This window comes from Reyranella sp., from assembly GCF_965227665.1.
Taxonomy (GTDB): Bacteria; Pseudomonadota; Alphaproteobacteria; order Reyranellales; family Reyranellaceae; genus Reyranella.
This window is the reverse complement of sequence record NZ_OZ245767.1, coordinates 4,968,212-4,984,508: the sequence shown is the minus strand read 5'-3', so window position 1 is coordinate 4,984,508 and position 16,297 is coordinate 4,968,212. Positions and strand designations below refer to the sequence as shown.

The following is a 16,297-nucleotide window of genomic DNA, read 5'->3' as shown; positions in this document are numbered from 1 at the left end:
TTCGGTGGGCCGGCGAGGACGTGCGCGTAGAGTCGAACGTGACATAGGACGACCTCACAGGCCCCGCCGGTTCGGACGGGGCCTTTGTCTTTCCAGGCGTCCGTCTCCCGGCTTCAACGAAGGAGACAGACATGCCATCGAGACCTCTTGCCGGAGCCCCCCTCACAGTCGCGATCGTCGGCGCGACCGGCGCCGTCGGCGTCGAGTTCCTGCGCTGCCTCGCCGAGCGGCGCTTCCCGGTGAAGGAACTTCGCCTGCTCGCCTCCGCCCGTTCCGTGGGCCGCGAACTGTCGTTCGACGGCAAGGCCCTGGTGGTCCAGGAACTGACCGACGAGAGCTTCGACGGCGTCGACATCGCCCTGTTCTCGGCCGGCGGCGGCATTTCGAAGCGCTACGCCCCGATCGCCGTCGCAGCCGGCGCTATCGTCGTCGACAATTCCTCGGCCTTCCGGATGGATTCCGATGTGCCGTTGGTGATTCCCGAGATCAACGCCGGCGCCATCGCCGGCCACAAGGGTATCGTGGCCAATCCCAATTGCGCGGCGATCATCGCCATCACACCACTCTGGCCGATCCACCAGCACAATCGCATCCGGCGCATGAACATCGCCACCTACCAGGCCGCCTCGGGCGCCGGCGCCGCAGCGATGGACGAGCTGGCGGACTCTACGCGCGCGTACCTCGACGGTCGCCCCTTCAAGCCGAAGGTGCTTCCGCATCCCTATGCCTTCAATCTCTTCAGCCACAATACCGCGATCGATCCCGCGACCGGCTACAACGACGAAGAGACCAAGGTGATGCGCGAGACCCGCAAGATCTACGGCGACGAGGAGTTGCGGCTATCGGCGACCTGCGTGCGCGTGCCGGTGCTGCGGGCTCATGCCGCCGCCGTCACCTTCGAGTGCGAGCGTCCCATCGACGAGGCCCGTGTGCGGGCGCTGCTCGCCAATGCGCCCGGCATACGCATCGTCGACGATCGCGAGCGCAACGTTTTTCCGATGCCGCGCGACGCCAGCCAGCAGGACGACATCCTGGTCGGCCGCATCCGCCGCGACCTCGGTGATCCGACCGGGCACTCGATCTCGCTGTTCGTGGCGGGCGACCAGCTCCTGAAGGGTGCAGCCCTGAATGCCGTGCAGATCGCGGAGCACCTTCTGGCGGCATGAAACTGAACGCAGCTCCTCTCCTCCGCCGGAGGAGAGGAACGATCGGCGGCGACTACTTCTTCTTTACCGCACGGCCGGCGTGGCTGGCCTCGCCCATGCTCTTGACCAGCTCGTAGATGCGGCGACGCAACGGCTCGTCGCGAATCTTGTAGTAGGCCCGCACCAGCTCCAGCGTCTCGCGCTTGATCAGCGGGTCTTTCTCGGTCGCAAACGGGGTTCCGGCCTCGCCAAAACCGCCACCCTTCTTGACCTTGCCCGCCATCGGGCGGCCGGTCAGGACGTTCCCCGGCATCTCGTCGAAGAAGTACGAGACCGGTACGTCCAGCGCTTTGGAGAACTCGAAAAGGCGGCTCGAACCCACGCGATTGGAGCCGCGTTCATACTTCTGGACCTGCTGGAACGTAAGACCGACCGCATCTCCCAACTTGGTCTGGCTCATGCCGAGCAGGGTGCGCCGCTGGCGCATGCGGACACCGACATGCGCGTCGACGGGATGTGACTTTGCCATCTGACTTCTCTTCCAAAATGTTCACGGGACCGTGCGCCTCAGCACCAATGCAACCGGCCGGCTCCATCCCATCTCCTAGATACGCCTGGCAACGCTTGTCGGACCACATCAGGAATATGGGCCCGGGCGGACCCGCCGCGCTCGAACGACGGCGGACTGCATTCGGTACAATATCCGACCTGCAACCCGACGTTGCCCCCATTCAGACAGTACGTCCAATATCGTTGGAGGTCTTTATTGATACCGCTAGAGTATCAATCATGGACCTGAAAACGCTCCGCTCATTCAGCGCCGTCGTCCGCGAAGGGCACTTCGGGCGCGCTGCCGCCTCGCTGGGAATAGCACAGCCTCCCCTCACCCGTCAGATCCAGAAGCTGGAGCGCGAACTCGGGGTCGTCCTGCTCAACAGAAGCCAGAAGAAATTCGAAGTCACGCAAGCAGGCCTGCTGCTCTATGAGCGCGCTCGGCGCCTTCTGGACGGGGCCGAACAGGCCGAGGCCGACGTCCGGCGCCTGGGGACCGGCGAAACCGGGCGGCTCGTCATCGGTTTCGTGCGTTCCACCCCCTTCACAATTCTCCCGGGGATCGTGGTCCGGTTTCGCGCCGCCTACCCCGACGTCGAACTCGAGCTGCGAGAGATGCGCAACCCGGACCAGGTAAAATGCCTCGAGAACGGCGTCATCGACGTCGGCCTGCTGCGGCCGCCGATCAGCAGTCGGGCTCTTCAGATGGTCACACTCATTCGCGAACCGTTCCTCGCTCTGGTTCCGACGAAGCACGCGCTTGCCGACCGTTCGGCCATCAGCATCCGGCATCTCATGACCGAGCCGTTCGTCATGTATTCACGCGCAGGCTCGCCGCTCATCCACGCGCGGGTCATGGAGATGTGTCGGCGCGCAGGGTTCGACCCTCGGATCGCCCAGTATGCCGACCAGATTCACACCGTCGCCAGCTTCGTGGGCGCCGGCCTGGGAGTGGCTCTGTCGCCATCGACGGTGACGAGCTTCAACATGCCTGGGCTGCGCTGCCTGGCGATCTCGGACAAGCCGGCAGCTTTGCCGGTAGTGGCTGTCTGGCGCACGGGAAATGCCTCGGTTCTGGTGCGCAACTTCACGCGCATCGCCCGCGAGGCGGCCTCAACCTGGCGGCCGCACAACCTACCAGGCTGAGACAGGCCCGGTCAGTCGGGCTTCTTCGAGAGCATCTTGAAGTCCGTATCGAAGACGAGATCGTGCTTCTGGTTGCCGCACATTGCGTCGTCGACCTCGAACTTGCCGGCGGGATGCGCCGTTGCCTTGTCGTCGTCGAATTCCATCTTGCCGCCGGTGCAGCCCGCCGCCTTCACCGCCTCCTCGAGCTTCGTCCGCTCCTGATCCGTAACGGGCCGGTCCTTGGCCATCGCCGGGAGAACGAGCCCGGCAGAGACGAGTAACATGGCGGGAACGGTAAACAGCGAGCGCATTTTGAACTCCTCGGTGGCATTGCAGAAACGATGCAATGCATTTCGAGGGTCATCGTTCCGCCTCCCGTGCGAATCCGGCAGACCGTCAAGTCGACGGCAAAAGTGCGCCTGCGGATCGATGAATGCCGCACTCGGTCTTCGCCAGTCCGCGCCACCGCCCCGCCCGCGGGTCCTCGCCAAGTCGCACCGGCGACGTGCACGGCGCACACCCGATCGACGGGTAACCGCGGCCGGCCAAGGGATGCGGCGGCAGCCGGTGGCGGCTCGCATGGGCCTCGATCTCCGTCTGGCTCCACCCGGCCAGGGGGTTGATCTTGACGTGCGTCCCATCCATCTCGAACACTGGCATCGCTTGGCGCGTCGCGGCCTGAAATCGCTTGCGACCGGTGATCCAGGCGTCGAATCCCGCCAGAGCCCGCTCGAGGGGCGCGACCTTGCGGAAGGCACAGCAGCCGTCCGGATCCCAGGTTGCCCGGCTCAGATCGGCATCGAGACGCGCGGCTTCCTCTGGGGAGGGTCCGACGATGCGCAGGCCGCGTAACCCCAAGTGGCGCACGAGACTGTCGCGATGCGCGATCGTCTCCGGGAAGTGCCGGCCTGTGTCGACAAAAATCACCGGGGTCGTGGGATCGACTTCCGCCACCAGGTGCAGCAGGACTGCCGAGTCCGCGCCGAAGGAAGAGACGACGGCGATGCGGCCGGCGAAGATCTCGCCAATGACGGTCTGCAGGATAGAGTGTGGCTCGGCCGCGCCCAGGCGCCAGCTCAGCGCGGCGACAGGTTCGGCGGATGTCGACCGGACCCTCCCGACATCGTCCTCCTTCGGAGTCATCACATGGCACCTAATACTGGTCAGTCTGTTCGAGTTCGTAGGCCAGGTCGCGCTCGACCTCGCTTGTGAGCTCATCGAGCGTGTCGCGGACACTGCCCATCGCAGAGGCAACGTCGCTGCTCGGTACCTCGAACTCCGCGGCAAGACGGCTCAAGGCAGCGCGAATGTCGACTTCGGCGCGACGCTGGGCGCGTCGCAACGCATCGAGGCGATCCAGTGGATCCGGAACGCTGGAGAATTGCCTTGCCCATTCCGCCAGCAGAGGCAGGTGCGTGCCCGGGAACGCCGTCAGAAGCGGCAATAGTCTCATGAGACCGCCTCCCCTGTTCGACGATCTGGCCCTGGTCTGGAGCGCCGGGATGTTCATCGCGCGGCCGCCTTGCCCAAAGCCGCGTCGAGCCCCTTCGAGAACTCACGCGTCGGATCGCAGGAAACGTCGGTCAGCACGACGTCCGCCGGCATCTGGGCACGCACGGCGACGATAGTGGACATGAGGGCTGCCGCGATGGCGAAGGCCAGCAGGAAACTCTGTCGAGTTGTCATGATGGTTGTGCCTTGTCGATCAATGGTGGATGGGGCCGCGGCCGGACCGGCGCGACAGTCGGGCGGCGGCGAGCCGGGCTTGGCCGGGCGTGCTGAACTGGATGCCGTCGAGTTCGAAGAACGGACGAGCCGTCGCATGGAAGCGAAAGGCGTTGCCGTCGCGCAGGACGATGCCGGCAGGCTCGCCCCAGATTTCGACGATGAAGGGGTCGGACATGGCTCCGCTCCTCCGGCCTTGATCGGCCGGCTATTCTCAGGGAAATGGCGTGGGTGTCTGTGGCTCAGGCGAGCCGGCTGTTCAGCGGCACATGCCGCGTCGACAAGGCTGGCGGCGAATCGAACTAGGGGCCTGGGTCATCGCTGTCTCATCCTGTAGCGGAGCCCACGATCGTGTCGTGACGCTTTAGCACTTGGTGTCGCGGCGCAAGCTGCTCCTCAAATCCCGCGGTCTTTCGACGCTTCAGAAATGCGCCCGATCGCACGAGGAGACAATAATCGGGATTTCCAAAGTTCGGCCCCGGCGGGAAACGCCCCCGCCGGCACCGGCACCCGCCGCAGAATTCCTTGCCTCCCGGGGCGGCCCCCACCCTTGGTGAGATCAAAATCGGAACGCCCGCCACAGGTTGAAATCGTCACGAAGGCCTGCCGGCAGCGCAACAACGGAGGTGCGCAGCAGTTAAATCGCTCGTACGTGAGGGGATCGAAAATGGCTGCACGACCGAGCTGGGAAGGGCATTTGCGCCTTTCCCTGGTGACTTGTCCTGTCTCCCTGTGGTCGGCAACGACCGAGGCGCAGACGGTTCGTTTCAACCTGATCAATCCGAAGACCAACAACCGCATCAGGATGAAGACCGTGGACGCCGGCACCGGCGAGGAATTGTCGCGCGCGGACCTGGTCAAAGGTTTCGCGATCGCCAAGGACGAATACGTTCTGCTCGACAAGGAGGACTTCGAGAGCGTGAAGCTCGAGTCGACGCGCATCATCGACATCGAGAAGTTCGTCGCCCGCGAGACCATCGACCGCCTCTACTGGGACACGCCCTATCATCTCGTCCCATCGGGCAAGACCGGCATCGAGGCCTTCGCGGTGATTCGCGAGGCGATGAAGCGCAAGGCGATGGTGGCGATCGGACGGCTGGTCATGAGCACGCGCGAGCGTGTCTGCGCCATCGAGATCGAGGAGGACGGCCTGGTGTTGACCACGCTGCGCACCGCCGAGGAAGTGCGCCAGCTCGACGAGATCGGCCACCCCGACCTCCCCAAGCCCAACGCACAGATGCTGGAGATCGCCGAGAAGATCGTGGCGCAGCAGTCGGGTGAGTTCGACCCGGCCGATTTCACTGATCGCTACGAGGACGCGCTGCGGGCGCTGATCGAGGAAAAGAAGAAGGGCAAGCCGGTGAAGAGCAAGCCGGCGCGCGAGGAAGCGGAGTCCGGTGTGGTCGACCTGATGGCCGCCCTGAAGAAGAGCCTCCAGGGCACCGGGCCCGAGCGCAACCGCGCCGAACGCTATGCCGCCGCCCAGGCCGCCAAGAAGAAGACCTCCCCGCGAGGGCGCAAGGCGGCCTGATCAGGCCGGCGCCGCACCGTTCAACACGAAGAGAACGCGGGCCATGCGGTCGCTGCGGTTGGCCCAGGCGTGGTTCGTGCCACGCTGGATCAGCACGTCTCCGGCTTTCATGAGCGTCTCCCCGACATCCATCAGCGCCCAGATCTCGCCCTCGATCACGACCGCGTAGTCGACGCTGTGGGTCTTGTGGAATCCCGGATGGCGGGCGGCTTTATCATGGGCCTGCGCCGCGCCGTACTGGCTGAACACCTCGGCCTGGTTGCCGTAGTTGCGCTCCCTGTCGGGCGGAAACTCGACGATGCGCACGACATTGCCGGCGGCCGGCGGCTCCAGCCTGAAAGGCCTGGCCGTCGGATCAGGCTCCCCTTCCCGGTTCGACGCGGGGATCGCGTCGAGCAGCCAGAGATTGGTAAGCCCGACGTTTGGCGAATGCGACGGTGAGAATGGATGGGGCGCCGGCCCATCCTCGAGGAACACCGAGCGCCCCTCGCTGTCGTGGCCCGTCACGATCCGGCGAACCGGCTTGACCATGCGTCGTCTCCCAACGGTTTCGGCGCACTATGCCTCACCGCGCGGCGGCTTTCACCGCCGCGCGTTCGCAGGCCAGAATCATTGGCCGACCCTGCCGCCCGACACGCGCAGCAGCACGGGATCGGCGCGCCATGCCGCCGGAAACAGGCGCTTCAGCCCTTCGATCTTGGGCAGGTCGTGGCGAAGGATGTAGGGACTGTTCGGATTCAGCGTCGCGTAGTCCTGGTGGTAGCCTTCCGCCGCAAAGAAGGGCGTGGCGTCGTTGAGTTGCGTCACGATCTTCTTCGGGAAGACGCGGGCCTGATCGAGCTGGGCGATATAGGCTTCCGCGATCCGGCGCTGTCCCGGATCGGCGAAGAACAGAGCCGAACGGTATTGCGTGCCGACATCCGGCCCCTGGCGATTGAGCTGCGTGGGATTGTGGGCCACCGAGAAGAATATCTGCAGGATCTGGCCGTAGCTGACGATCCTTGGATCGAACGTCACTTCGACGGCCTCGGCGTGGCCGGTACGGCCCGACGTCACCATATCGTAGGATGCCTTGTCCCGGGGACCGCCGGCGTACCCCGAAACAGCGCGGCTTACGCCCTTCACATGCTGGTACACCGCCTGCACGCCCCAGAAACAGCCTCCGGCCAGAACCGCCGTCTCCGTCGTAGCGTCGGGCCTGCGCTCGTCGAGCGCCGGCCCGGGCAGCACAACCATCGCTTCCTGCGCCCCTGCCGGCAGAACGCCGTACAGCGTGGCGCCCACCAGCGCCAATCCCGACAGGCACAGCGCCGCGCGCCGGCCTCGATCAAAGCGGGTACTGGTCAAGGATCCCTCCTCCTGCTGCTGACGTGAAGCTCAGGCAGCCGCGACGGCAAAGGCCATGGCCACGCCGTTCATGCAGTAGCGCAGGCCGGTGGGCTTCGGCCCGTCATCGAAGACATGCCCGAGATGGCCGCCGCACTGGGCGCAATGCACCGACGTACGCTTCATGAAAAACGTGGTGTCGGTCTCGGTACCGACCGCCTTGTCGAGCGGCGCCCAGAAACTCGGCCAGCCGGTACGGCTGTCGAACTTGGTGGCCGACGAGAACAGAGCGAGCTGGCAGCCGGCGCAGGAAAAGATGCCCTTTCGGTGCTCGTCGTTGAGCGGGCTCGAATAGGGCCGCTCGGTGCCGTTGCCCCTCAGCACCGCGTATTGCGGGGGCGTCAGGAGCTTCTTCCATTCGGCATCCGTGCGGGTCACCTTGAAGGCCGCCTCGGCAGCGGCCGGCCGCGCGCGCCAGGGCATGGCCGCAAGCAGCGCCGCGGCGGCGATGCCGACGCCGGCTCCCAGCTTCAGGATGTTCCTTCTGTTCGGCTGCACGGAATTGGACATGACGGGCCTCCTCTCAACGGAGCGTGAGGGTCTGCCGGCATGTGGGCCGGGCCGTCTCCATATCCAACCCAAGATATCGAGAGGCCGGCGTTACCGTCCCTCTCCCTTGTGTTCGTGCGGATGACCGGAAACGTTACATCCGCCGCGCCGGGCGACCGGCGTGGGCTGACGCCCGCTACAGCTTCAGGTCCGTTCGCGCGTCATCCAGCGCCAGCTTGAAGCGCTTGCACATTTCGCCGATCTGCTCCTCGGTGATGATGAGCGGCGGCGTGAAGGCAATGCGGTCGCCGATGGCGCGCACGATCAGCCCATGGCGCAGCGCATGGTCCTGCACCATCGTGCCGACCTTCTGTTCCGGCGCCCACGGCGTGCGCGCCTTGGCATCCTTCATCAGCTCGACGCCGGCGAACAGGCCGATGCCGCGGACGTCGCCGACCAGCGGATGGTCGCGGAACGTCTCGAGCCCCGCCTGCATGACGGGTCCGACGCGCCGCACCTGGCCCACGATGTCGCGCTCCTCGTAGATCTTGAGCGTCTCCAGCGCGACGGCACAGGCGACCGGATGGGCGCCATAGGTGAAGCCGTGGCCGAAGGTGCCGTTGGTGGCGCTGAGGCTCTCGACCGCGTCGTAGACCTTGTCGGAGATCATCAGCGCCGAGATCGGCTGGTAGGCGGCGGACAGCGCCTTGGCGCAGGAGATCATGTCGGGCTGCAGCTGGTAGGTCTCGGTGCCCCACATGTTGCCGGTGCGGCCGAAACCCGCGATGACCTCGTCGGCGATGAACAGCACGTCGTACTTCTTCAGCACCTTCTGGATCTTCTCCCAGTACGTGCGCGGCGGAGTGATGGCGCCGCCGCCGCCCTGCACCGGCTCGCCGAAGAAGCCGCCGACCGTATCCGGCCCCTCGGCGAGGATCAGCGCCTCGAGATTGGCGGCCATGCGATCGGCGAACTGCTCTTCGGTCTCGCCTTCATTGTGGAAGCGGTAGTAGTGCGGATTGTCGGTGTGGCGGAACATCGGCAGCGGGATGTCGAAGCCCGCGCGCATGTGCGGCTGGCCCGAGACGCTGACCGAGGCGACGGTGTTGCCGTGATAGCCGCGCTCGCGGCCGATGATCTTCTTCTTCTCCGGCTTGCCGATCGCATTGTGATAGTACCAGACGAGCTTGATGGCGGCGTCATTGGCCTCCGAGCCCGAGCACTGGAAGAGCACGCGGCTCATGGGCTTGGGCGCGATCGACAGCAGCTTCTCGGCGAGATCGACGCTGGCCAGATGCCCCTTGTCGAAGAACGTATGGTAGTAGGGCAGATCGAGCAGTTGCTTGTAGCCGGCCTCGGCCAGCCGCTTCTCCGAGAAGCCGAGCGACGCGCACCACAGGCCGGCCATCGCCTCAATGTATTCCTTGCCCGATTCGTCGATCACGTGAATGCCGTTGCCGCGCGCCATGAGCGTGCCGCCCTGCTCGCGATAGGTCTTCAGCTCCGTCTGCTGGTGCACCAGATAGCGCTGGTCGCGCGCATGCGGCGAGTTGGCGTGCAGTCCGTCCATGATCATCCTCTCGGTTCAAACTCTGTCGGGAAACCCTACCGTCCGTCCTTGGCATGCAGGACGGGCGAAGAGAAGTCCTCCGGCCGGCCTGCCTTCTGCAAGAAAGCGGCCAATCCTCAACATCACGCGGGTCATCGACGCTCCGCTCTCGAGGCGGTCAATCGAGTGGCCGCCGGATCGTGCCACCGACGGCTTCGACCCTGTGACACCGCACCCACTGGCCCGACGCCATCTCGCGCAACTCGGGCCTGGTCTGCCGGCAGGCCGGCTCCGCCACCGGGCAGCGCGCCGCGAAGCGACAGCCGGGTGGCGGATCGATGGGGCTGGGCGGATCGCCGGTCAGGCGAATGCGCCGGGCCGCGCGCTCACGGCCCCCGCGCACGGTCGGGACCGCCGACATCAACGCCACGCTGTAGGGATGGAGCGGTTGCGCGAAGAAAGCCGAGCGCGGCGCACGTTCGACGATCTGGCCGAGATACATGACCGCCACCTCGTCGGCGACATGCTTCACCACCGCCATGTCGTGCGAAATGAAGAGATACGTGATGCCGAGGCGGCGCTTGAGCTGCTGCAGCAGGTTCAGGATCTGGGCGCGAATCGCCACGTCGAGGGCCGACACCGGCTCGTCGCACACCACCAGGTCGGGCGCCGGCGCGAGCGCGCGGGCGATGTTGATGCGCTGGCGCTGGCCACCGGAGAACTGATGCGGGAAGAGATTCTGGCTCTCGGGCCGCAGCCCCACCGCCGCGAACAGCTCCGCCACCCGCGCGTCTCGCTCGGCCGGCGTCCCGATTCCCAGCACGTCGAGCGGCGAGCGCACGATGGCTCCGGCGCGCACCCGCGGATTGAGCGAGGAGTACGGATCCTGGAAGACGTACTGCATGTGACGGCGCATCTGGCGCATATCCTCGCCGCGCAACGCCGTGATGTCCGTTCCGCCGAGGACGATACGGCCCGAGGTGACGGGCACCAGCCGCAGCAGGCCGCGCGCCACCGTCGTCTTGCCCGAGCCCGATTCGCCGACGATGCCCAAAGTCGCGCCCTTCGCGACGTCGAAGGAGACCCCGTCGACGGCGCGTACCGTCTCGCGCGGCTTCAGGGGATTGAAGTGCGGCCGCGCAAAATGGACCGCGAGGTCGCGCACCGACACAAGCGGCGCGCTCATGAGCTGGCTCCCTCGTTAAGCCAGCAGGCCACCCGGTGACCGGCGGCAACAACAGTCGTGGGCGGCATCTCGGCCACGCAGCGCGGCATCGCCTCGGCGCAGCGGTCGGCGAACGGACAGCCTTTCGGCAGATCCCAGACCGACGGCACCATACCGGCGATCTCCAGCAGGTCGGCGTCCAAGACCTCTTCTGCGTCGAGATCGGGAACGCAGGCGATCAGGCCGCGCGTGTAGGGATGGGCCGGGGCCGACAGAATGTCCGCGGTCGGCGCCTCCTCGACGACCCGGCCGCCATACATGACGGCCACGCGATCGGTCATCTCGGCGATCACGCCCATGTCGTGGGTGATGAGGATCAGGCCCATGCCGCTGCGGGCGCGCAACTCGCGCAGCAGCTCGAAGATCTGCGCCTGAACCGTGACGTCGAGCGCCGTGGTCGGCTCGTCGGCGATCAGCAGTCGCGGCTCGCAACCGATCGCCATCGCGATCATGACCCGCTGGCGCATGCCGCCCGAGAGCTGGTGCGGATATTCGTCGACCCGGCGCTCGGGCGCGGGAATGCCGACCGCCTTCAGAAGCTCGATCGACCGAGCGCGCGCCGCGCGGGCATCGAGCTTCAGGTGCTTGATCACGGTCTCGGAAAGCTGGCCGCCGATCGTCAGCACCGGATTGAGCGAGGTCATCGGCTCCTGAAAGATCATGCCGATGCGATGGCCGCGCACGTCGCGTAGTCGTTGCTCCGGCGCCCGCAGCAGATCCTCGCCCTCGAACACGATCCGGCCGCCGGTGATGCGGCCCGGCGGCGACGGCACGAGCCGCAGGATGGCGAGCGCGGTCATGCTCTTGCCGCAACCCGATTCGCCCACGATGCCCAGGGTCTCGTTGGCCGCGACCGTGAGCGCCACTTCGTTCAGGACGCGGGCCGTACGACCGCCGCCCGCGAATTCCACGGAAAGCCCCGAAATCTCGAGCAGCGGCGCGCCGGCCCCGGTCATCAGCGGCGTTCCCGCAGCTTCGGATTGAGCGCGTCGTTCAGCCCGTCGCCGATCAGGCTGACGGCCAGCACGGTGAGGAAGATCATCAGGCCGGGAAAGGTCACGGCCCACCAGCTCGACAGCATGTAGGACCGGCTGGACCCGATCATCAGGCCCCAGCTCATCCGATTGGGATCGCCCAGCCCCAGGAACGACAGGCTGGCTTCGAACAGGATGGCCGCGCCGACCGCCAGGGTGGCGGACACGACCAGCGGCGGCAGGGCGTTGGGCAGGATCACCTTCCACATGATGCGTCCCCGTCGCGCGCCGATTGCGAGCTCGGCGGCGACGAAATCGTACTGCTTGATCTTGAGGAACTCAGCGCGCGTGAGGCGCGCCGTGCCGGGCCAGCTCACCACGCCGATGGCCAGCACGACGGTGGCCAGGGTCGGCGAGAACAGCGTCACCAGAACCATGGCGAAGAGCAGAGATGGCAGGACCTGGAAGAACTCGGTGAAGCGCATCAGCACCTCGTCGACCGTGCCGCCGAAATAGCCCGCGACCGCGCCGATGGTGATGCCGATCACGACCGAAATCAGCGCCGCGGCGGCTCCGACCGTCAGGGTCGCCCGGCCGCCGTAGATCAGCCCCGTCAGCACGTCCCTGCCCTGCTGGTCGGAGCCCAGCAGCGCGCCTTCGCTGAACGGCGGCGACAGCGGCGCGGCCACGATGTCGAAGGGATCGGCGACGTAGACCAGCGGACCGACCAGGCTCACCAGCAGGATCGCCACCAGCAGCACCAGGCCGCCCACCGCCACCGGGCTGCGGGCGAACATGCGCATCGCCTCCAGCGTGGGATGCTCCGTCCTAGGAACCCCGGCAACGCTCATGACGCCTTGATCCGCGGGTCGGCCAGGCGGTAGCAGACGTCGACGAGCTGGTTGGCCACGATCACCAGAAGCGAGGAAAAGAACAGCAGGCCGAGCAGCGTGGGGTAGTCGCGGCGCAGCACCGAATCGAACGCGAGGCGCCCCAGCCCCGGCCAGTTGAACACGGTCTCGACCACGATGGCGCCGGCCAGCAGGTTGCCGAACTGCAGCCCCACGATGGTGATGATCGGGAGCACGGCGTTCCGGAAAGCATGCTTGAAGAAGACCTTCCGCTCCTCCAGGCCCTTGGCCCGCGCCGTCCGGACATAGTCCGAGCCCAGCACGTCGAGCATGCTTGCCCGCGTGAGCCGGCTGTACTGGGCGAGATAGACCACCGCCAGCGACACGGCGGGCAGGACGAGATGGTGCGCGACGTCGAGCGAATCGAGCAGCCAGCCGCCGCTTACCGCCGCCGCGGTCATGCCCGAAACCGGTAGGATGGGGAGGACTGACGCGAACAGGATGATCAGCAGCATGCCGGTCCAGAAGACGGGTGCGGAATAACCGATCACCGAGACGACCGTGATGGCCTGCGAGAGCAGGCCGTTGGGCCGCCGCGAGGCCAGCACGCCCAGGGTCGTGCCGCTGAGCACCGCCGCCACCAGCGCCGTCAGCACCAGCAGCAGGGTCGCGGGCAGGCGCTGAAGGATCAGCGACAGGACCGGCAGGTTGAAGAAATAGGAGTAGCCGAGATTGCCCGAGGCAAAACGCTCGAGATAGATGCCGAGCTGGGTCAGGGTGGGCTGGTCGAGGCCGTATTCGCTGCGCAGGCCGGCCCGGATCTCCTCCGTCATCCCGCCCATCTGGCCCGCCAGCGTGTCGACGGGATCGCCCGGCGCCAGCCGGATCAGCAGGAAACTCAGCACCAGCACCCCGATCACGAGGATCGCGGCATAGAACAGGCGACGAGCCATGTAGAGAAACAGCGCCACGCCGCGCCTATCTCTCGGAAAGCCAGACGTCCAGCATTGGCGAGGCCGTCCCCCAGATCGTCGTCGGGGGATTGTGGACCCGCTTGTTGTAGATCGTGTGGTACGGCAGCTCAGTCAGCCAGAACAGCGGCAGGTCCGTCGTGACGATCTTCTGGAACTCGCCATAGAGCGCCTTGCGCTTGGCGGCGTCGGGCTCGCGGCCGGCGGCATCCAGAAGTTCGTCGACCTTGGGGTTCTCGTACTGCGCATTGTTGGTGAAGACCAGCGGCCGGATGTTGGTCGAGAGATAGGTGCGGTTGACGCCGATCACCGGGTCGCCCCAGGCGAAGGCCGCATCCATGCTGATGTCGAAGTCCTTGGTTGCCATGCGCTTGGCCCAGGCCGCGAAGTCGGCGGGCGCGCGCACTTCGACCTCGATGCCGATCTTCTTCAGCGCCGGCTTCATGTATTCGGCGAGTCGCTTCTGGCCGTCCTCGTCGCCCGGATAGTAGTCGCACGTCACCTTGAGCCGGATCCCGTCCGGCCCCTTCTTGAGGCCGGCGGCGTCCAGCAGCTCCTCGGCCTTCTTGAGATTGAGGCTGTACTTGGTGACATCCGGCGAATACTGCGGGAAGCCGCTGTGGATCGGACCGGTCGCCACCTTCGACAGGCCCTTGTGCAGCGCCTTGACGATGAAGTCGCGGTCGATGGCATAGGCGAAGGCCTGGCGCACCCGCACGTCGTCGAACGGCTTGCGCTTGTTGTTGAAGAGCAGCCAGTTGATGCCGCCCACCGCAGCATAGCCCTCGTTGGTGATGACCAGTTGCGGATTGGCCTTGGCGCGGTCGAGTTCGAGCACGCGGTTGAAGAAGGGTTGCAGCAGGAGCCGCCCCGCCTCGAGCTCGAGGATCGAGGTCTGCGAGTCGGGATATGTCTTCAGGATGATGCGGTCGAGATAGGGCCGGTCCTTGATGAAGAACCTGTCGAACCGCTCGAGAACGATCTGGTCGCCCGGCTTGAACTCCACCAGCCTGAACGGGCCTGAACCCACGACATCCTTGCTGTTGTTGGGGTGGGTCTTGATCGGCCGGCCGTCGCCATAGATGTGCTTGGGCAGGATCGGCATCAGCGGCGGACCCATCGCGTAGAGCAGCGCGGGGTGCGGATGCTTGAGGCGGATGATGGCGGTGGCGGCGTCGGGCGTGTCGACGCGGTCGACCGGCGCCAGCATCGTGTTGAAGGGATGGTTGTCGCGGATCGTCAGGATGGAGAACGCGACGTCCGCCGACGTCACCGGCGTGCCGTCATGGAACAACGCGTCCTTGCGCAGATGGAGAGTCATCGAGAGAGAGTCAGGCGACAGTTCCCAAGACTCCGCCAGGTACGGCTTGGGATTCCACTTGTCGTCGTGCATGACCGGGCTGGCGAAGATCTGCGCGCCCGGCACCATGATCCCGGTTCCCGACCCGACGGCGTTGTTGAAGCTGGTGGTGCCGGTCGACTGCCCCATGACCAGCGTGCCGCCGCGTCGGGGTTCCTGCGCCGAGGCCGGCGCGGTGACCGCGACTGCAACGGCAAGAGTTGTGATGAAAGCCGCTATCGCTTGCCGCATGGCCTGCCTCCAACCTGTGCCCAGGCTGAAACGATAGCTTCACACGCCCCGCAAACGTGCACGTTTTGGCAGGGAACGTCTCCTTTTGCGCCAAAACTTCGTCAGCGCTTGTCACTGCTCGGCGAGCGGCCGAATTCCTTTCGATAGCAGCGCCAGAAATAGGAGCGTGACTTGAAGCCGGTTGCCATCGCGACTTCGGTCACCGAGGCTTCGGCGTTGGCGAGCATCTGGTGTGCCCGGTCGAGTCGGACCTTGCGGCGGAACCGCGCCGGGCTGGTGGCGAGCTTGTCGGCGAAGATTCGCTGGAGCTGGCGCCGCGACACGCCGATCGTCTGCGCCACCGTGTCCATGCGCGTGAGCCGGGTGCCGTCTTCTTCCAGCATCTGCATGGCGCGCGCCAGCTTGCGTCCGTGGCGCGCCCCGACCCCCCCGGGCAAATCCCGTTGCGCCGCCCCGGCCGGGCGCGGCAGCCCATGCATGCAATGCTCCGACACTCTCAGGGCGAGCTGACTGCCGAACCGCAATTCGATGTCCTTGAGGACGAGATCGAGCGCCGCCGAGCCGCCGGCGCAGGTGCAGCGCCTGTTGCCGACCTCGAACAGGCGCTCGGTGACATTCACCTTGGGAAATTGCTCGCGAAAGGTCTGCAGGACCTCCCAATGGGCGGTCGCCGAGAGACCGTCGAGCAATCCGCCGCGCGCCAGGACAAGAGGGCCTGTATCGACACCGCCGATGGTCGCGCCGGCGCGGGCCAGCCGGCGCAACGTCGGCATGATCGCCCGCTCCAGGCGGCGCGTCGGCTGGGCATCGGCGACCACCAGCAGGGTGCCAATACTGCCGACGTCACCCAGGGCGCTGTCGACCGCCACCTTCACCCCGTTGCGATCGGGCACCGGCTCGCCGTCGGCCGATACCAGCACCCAGCGATACGGCTTCGAGATATAGCGATTGGCGATGCGCAGCGGCTCGATGATCGACGACAGGGCGATCGAAGTGAATTGCGGGATCAGCAGAACCGCGATCGGGCTCGGCAGCAGCTCGGCGGCTTGTGTGGTGGCACGCGTGCGAGAGGGGGACGGCATCGAGACGGCTCCGGCCAATTCGGACACAGACTTGGCCCAAAAGTATACATAGAGGTCTCGACCCTGCCCTAGACTATCCGTGCGGAAGGCCCGCCCGG

Annotated in this window: 19 protein-coding genes; 3 read left to right on the top strand and 16 right to left on the bottom strand. The window is 66.1% G+C overall.

Translation table 11 applies throughout. The features are described 5' to 3' along the window. Window positions 1–131 precede the first annotated feature (131 nt). Window positions 132–1,166: an aspartate-semialdehyde dehydrogenase gene (locus ACO07I_RS24095; protein WP_422011901.1), complete on the top strand. Its 1,035-nt coding sequence runs from the start codon at window positions 132–134 to the stop codon at window positions 1,164–1,166. Window positions 1,167–1,218: 52 nt separating this feature from the next. On the opposite strand, the gene ACO07I_RS24090 is transcribed toward ACO07I_RS24095, so the two are convergent. Next, window positions 1,219–1,674 carry a helix-turn-helix domain-containing protein gene (locus ACO07I_RS24090; protein WP_422011899.1) on the bottom strand — a complete coding sequence of 152 codons (456 nt, stop codon included), beginning with the start codon at window positions 1,672–1,674 and terminating at the stop codon, window positions 1,219–1,221. 260 nt (window positions 1,675–1,934) lie between these two features. Between ACO07I_RS24090 and ACO07I_RS24085 the strand changes: the two genes are divergently transcribed. Further along, complete coding sequence (locus ACO07I_RS24085) at window positions 1,935–2,843, top strand: LysR family transcriptional regulator (protein ID WP_422011897.1); 909 nt, start codon at window positions 1,935–1,937, stop codon at window positions 2,841–2,843. Between the two features lie 11 nt (window positions 2,844–2,854). On the opposite strand, the gene ACO07I_RS24080 is transcribed toward ACO07I_RS24085, so the two are convergent. From ACO07I_RS24080 to ACO07I_RS24060, 5 genes are all read right to left on the bottom strand, one after another. After that, window positions 2,855–3,136, bottom strand: a complete 282-nt coding sequence (locus tag ACO07I_RS24080) for a hypothetical protein (RefSeq protein WP_422011895.1) — start codon at window positions 3,134–3,136, stop codon at window positions 2,855–2,857. Window positions 3,137–3,221: 85 nt separating this feature from the next. After that, complete coding sequence (locus ACO07I_RS24075) at window positions 3,222–3,968, bottom strand: phosphoadenylyl-sulfate reductase (RefSeq protein WP_422011893.1); 747 nt, start codon at window positions 3,966–3,968, stop codon at window positions 3,222–3,224. 10 nt (window positions 3,969–3,978) lie between these two features. Next, window positions 3,979–4,278: a hypothetical protein gene (locus tag ACO07I_RS24070; RefSeq protein WP_422011891.1), complete on the bottom strand. Its 300-nt coding sequence runs from the start codon at window positions 4,276–4,278 to the stop codon at window positions 3,979–3,981. A 53-nt stretch (window positions 4,279–4,331) separates the two neighbouring features. Next, window positions 4,332–4,511, bottom strand: coding sequence for a hypothetical protein (locus tag ACO07I_RS24065; protein ID WP_422011889.1), 180 nt, complete (start codon window positions 4,509–4,511; stop codon window positions 4,332–4,334). Between the two features lie 19 nt (window positions 4,512–4,530). Then, complete coding sequence (locus ACO07I_RS24060) at window positions 4,531–4,728, bottom strand: hypothetical protein (RefSeq protein ID WP_422011887.1); 198 nt, start codon at window positions 4,726–4,728, stop codon at window positions 4,531–4,533. A 489-nt stretch (window positions 4,729–5,217) separates the two neighbouring features. Between ACO07I_RS24060 and ACO07I_RS24055 the strand changes: the two genes are divergently transcribed. Further along, window positions 5,218–6,081 (top strand): Ku protein, encoded by an 864-nt coding sequence (locus ACO07I_RS24055; RefSeq protein ID WP_422011885.1) that lies wholly within the window; start codon window positions 5,218–5,220, stop codon window positions 6,079–6,081. Here ACO07I_RS24055 and ACO07I_RS24050 read toward each other — a convergent pair whose 3' ends face one another. The 10 genes from ACO07I_RS24050 to ACO07I_RS24005 all read right to left on the bottom strand — a co-directional run bounded on the left by ACO07I_RS24050 (window position 6,082) and on the right by ACO07I_RS24005 (window position 16,199). Beyond that, the gene (locus ACO07I_RS24050; protein WP_422011883.1) at window positions 6,082–6,612 is read right to left on the bottom strand and encodes a cupin domain-containing protein; all 531 of its coding nucleotides are present in this window, start codon (window positions 6,610–6,612) and stop codon (window positions 6,082–6,084) included. Window positions 6,613–6,690: 78 nt separating this feature from the next. Further along, a complete protein-coding gene (gene msrA, locus ACO07I_RS24045; protein WP_422011881.1) occupies window positions 6,691–7,428 on the bottom strand; it encodes a peptide-methionine (S)-S-oxide reductase MsrA in 738 nt (245 codons plus the stop codon). Window positions 7,429–7,458: 30 nt separating this feature from the next. Beyond that, window positions 7,459–7,977, bottom strand: a complete 519-nt coding sequence (msrB, locus tag ACO07I_RS24040) for a peptide-methionine (R)-S-oxide reductase MsrB (protein ID WP_422011879.1) — start codon at window positions 7,975–7,977, stop codon at window positions 7,459–7,461. A 175-nt stretch (window positions 7,978–8,152) separates the two neighbouring features. Beyond that, window positions 8,153–9,526, bottom strand: coding sequence for an aminotransferase (locus tag ACO07I_RS24035; protein ID WP_422011877.1), 1,374 nt, complete (start codon window positions 9,524–9,526; stop codon window positions 8,153–8,155). A 157-nt stretch (window positions 9,527–9,683) separates the two neighbouring features. Next, the gene (locus ACO07I_RS24030) at window positions 9,684–10,691 is read right to left on the bottom strand and encodes an ABC transporter ATP-binding protein (RefSeq protein ID WP_422011875.1); all 1,008 of its coding nucleotides are present in this window, start codon (window positions 10,689–10,691) and stop codon (window positions 9,684–9,686) included. Further along, window positions 10,688–11,686 (bottom strand): ABC transporter ATP-binding protein, encoded by a 999-nt coding sequence (locus tag ACO07I_RS24025; RefSeq protein WP_422011873.1) that lies wholly within the window; start codon window positions 11,684–11,686, stop codon window positions 10,688–10,690. The genes ACO07I_RS24030 and ACO07I_RS24025 overlap by 4 nt, the downstream gene beginning before the upstream one ends. After that, window positions 11,686–12,555, bottom strand: coding sequence for an ABC transporter permease (locus tag ACO07I_RS24020; RefSeq protein ID WP_422011871.1), 870 nt, complete (start codon window positions 12,553–12,555; stop codon window positions 11,686–11,688). Before ACO07I_RS24020 ends, ACO07I_RS24025 begins: the two co-directional genes overlap by 1 nt. Then, window positions 12,552–13,526, bottom strand: a complete 975-nt coding sequence (locus tag ACO07I_RS24015; RefSeq protein ID WP_422011869.1) for an ABC transporter permease — start codon at window positions 13,524–13,526, stop codon at window positions 12,552–12,554. Before ACO07I_RS24015 ends, ACO07I_RS24020 begins: the two co-directional genes overlap by 4 nt. 7 nt (window positions 13,527–13,533) lie before the next feature. Then, window positions 13,534–15,117 carry an ABC transporter substrate-binding protein gene (locus ACO07I_RS24010; protein ID WP_422011867.1) on the bottom strand — a complete coding sequence of 528 codons (1,584 nt, stop codon included), beginning with the start codon at window positions 15,115–15,117 and terminating at the stop codon, window positions 13,534–13,536. 101 nt (window positions 15,118–15,218) lie between these two features. Continuing rightward, window positions 15,219–16,199 carry a GlxA family transcriptional regulator gene (locus ACO07I_RS24005; RefSeq protein ID WP_422011865.1) on the bottom strand — a complete coding sequence of 327 codons (981 nt, stop codon included), beginning with the start codon at window positions 16,197–16,199 and terminating at the stop codon, window positions 15,219–15,221. Window positions 16,200–16,297 lie beyond the last annotated feature (98 nt).

What these genes read in the sequence shown, in the direction of transcription:
- ACO07I_RS24095 (WP_422011901.1), top strand. Translation starts at nt 132, where the DNA reads ATGCCATCGAGACCTCTTGCCGGAGCCCCCCTCACAGTCGCGATCGTC.
- ACO07I_RS24090 (WP_422011899.1), bottom strand. Translation starts at nt 1,674, where the DNA reads ATGGCAAAGTCACATCCCGTCGACGCGCATGTCGGTGTCCGCATGCGC.
- ACO07I_RS24085 (WP_422011897.1), top strand. Translation starts at nt 1,935, where the DNA reads ATGGACCTGAAAACGCTCCGCTCATTCAGCGCCGTCGTCCGCGAAGGG.
- ACO07I_RS24080 (WP_422011895.1), bottom strand. Translation starts at nt 3,136, where the DNA reads ATGCGCTCGCTGTTTACCGTTCCCGCCATGTTACTCGTCTCTGCCGGG.
- ACO07I_RS24075 (WP_422011893.1), bottom strand. Translation starts at nt 3,968, where the DNA reads ATGACTCCGAAGGAGGACGATGTCGGGAGGGTCCGGTCGACATCCGCC.
- ACO07I_RS24070 (WP_422011891.1), bottom strand. Translation starts at nt 4,278, where the DNA reads ATGAGACTATTGCCGCTTCTGACGGCGTTCCCGGGCACGCACCTGCCT.
- ACO07I_RS24065 (WP_422011889.1), bottom strand. Translation starts at nt 4,511, where the DNA reads ATGACAACTCGACAGAGTTTCCTGCTGGCCTTCGCCATCGCGGCAGCC.
- ACO07I_RS24060 (WP_422011887.1), bottom strand. Translation starts at nt 4,728, where the DNA reads ATGTCCGACCCCTTCATCGTCGAAATCTGGGGCGAGCCTGCCGGCATC.
- ACO07I_RS24055 (WP_422011885.1), top strand. Translation starts at nt 5,218, where the DNA reads ATGGCTGCACGACCGAGCTGGGAAGGGCATTTGCGCCTTTCCCTGGTG.
- ACO07I_RS24050 (WP_422011883.1), bottom strand. Translation starts at nt 6,612, where the DNA reads ATGGTCAAGCCGGTTCGCCGGATCGTGACGGGCCACGACAGCGAGGGG.
- msrB (WP_422011879.1), bottom strand. Translation starts at nt 7,977, where the DNA reads ATGTCCAATTCCGTGCAGCCGAACAGAAGGAACATCCTGAAGCTGGGA.
- ACO07I_RS24035 (WP_422011877.1), bottom strand. Translation starts at nt 9,526, where the DNA reads ATGGACGGACTGCACGCCAACTCGCCGCATGCGCGCGACCAGCGCTAT.
- ACO07I_RS24030 (WP_422011875.1), bottom strand. Translation starts at nt 10,691, where the DNA reads ATGAGCGCGCCGCTTGTGTCGGTGCGCGACCTCGCGGTCCATTTTGCG.
- ACO07I_RS24025 (WP_422011873.1), bottom strand. Translation starts at nt 11,686, where the DNA reads ATGACCGGGGCCGGCGCGCCGCTGCTCGAGATTTCGGGGCTTTCCGTG.
- ACO07I_RS24020 (WP_422011871.1), bottom strand. Translation starts at nt 12,555, where the DNA reads ATGAGCGTTGCCGGGGTTCCTAGGACGGAGCATCCCACGCTGGAGGCG.
- ACO07I_RS24010 (WP_422011867.1), bottom strand. Translation starts at nt 15,117, where the DNA reads ATGCGGCAAGCGATAGCGGCTTTCATCACAACTCTTGCCGTTGCAGTC.
- ACO07I_RS24005 (WP_422011865.1), bottom strand. Translation starts at nt 16,199, where the DNA reads ATGCCGTCCCCCTCTCGCACGCGTGCCACCACACAAGCCGCCGAGCTG.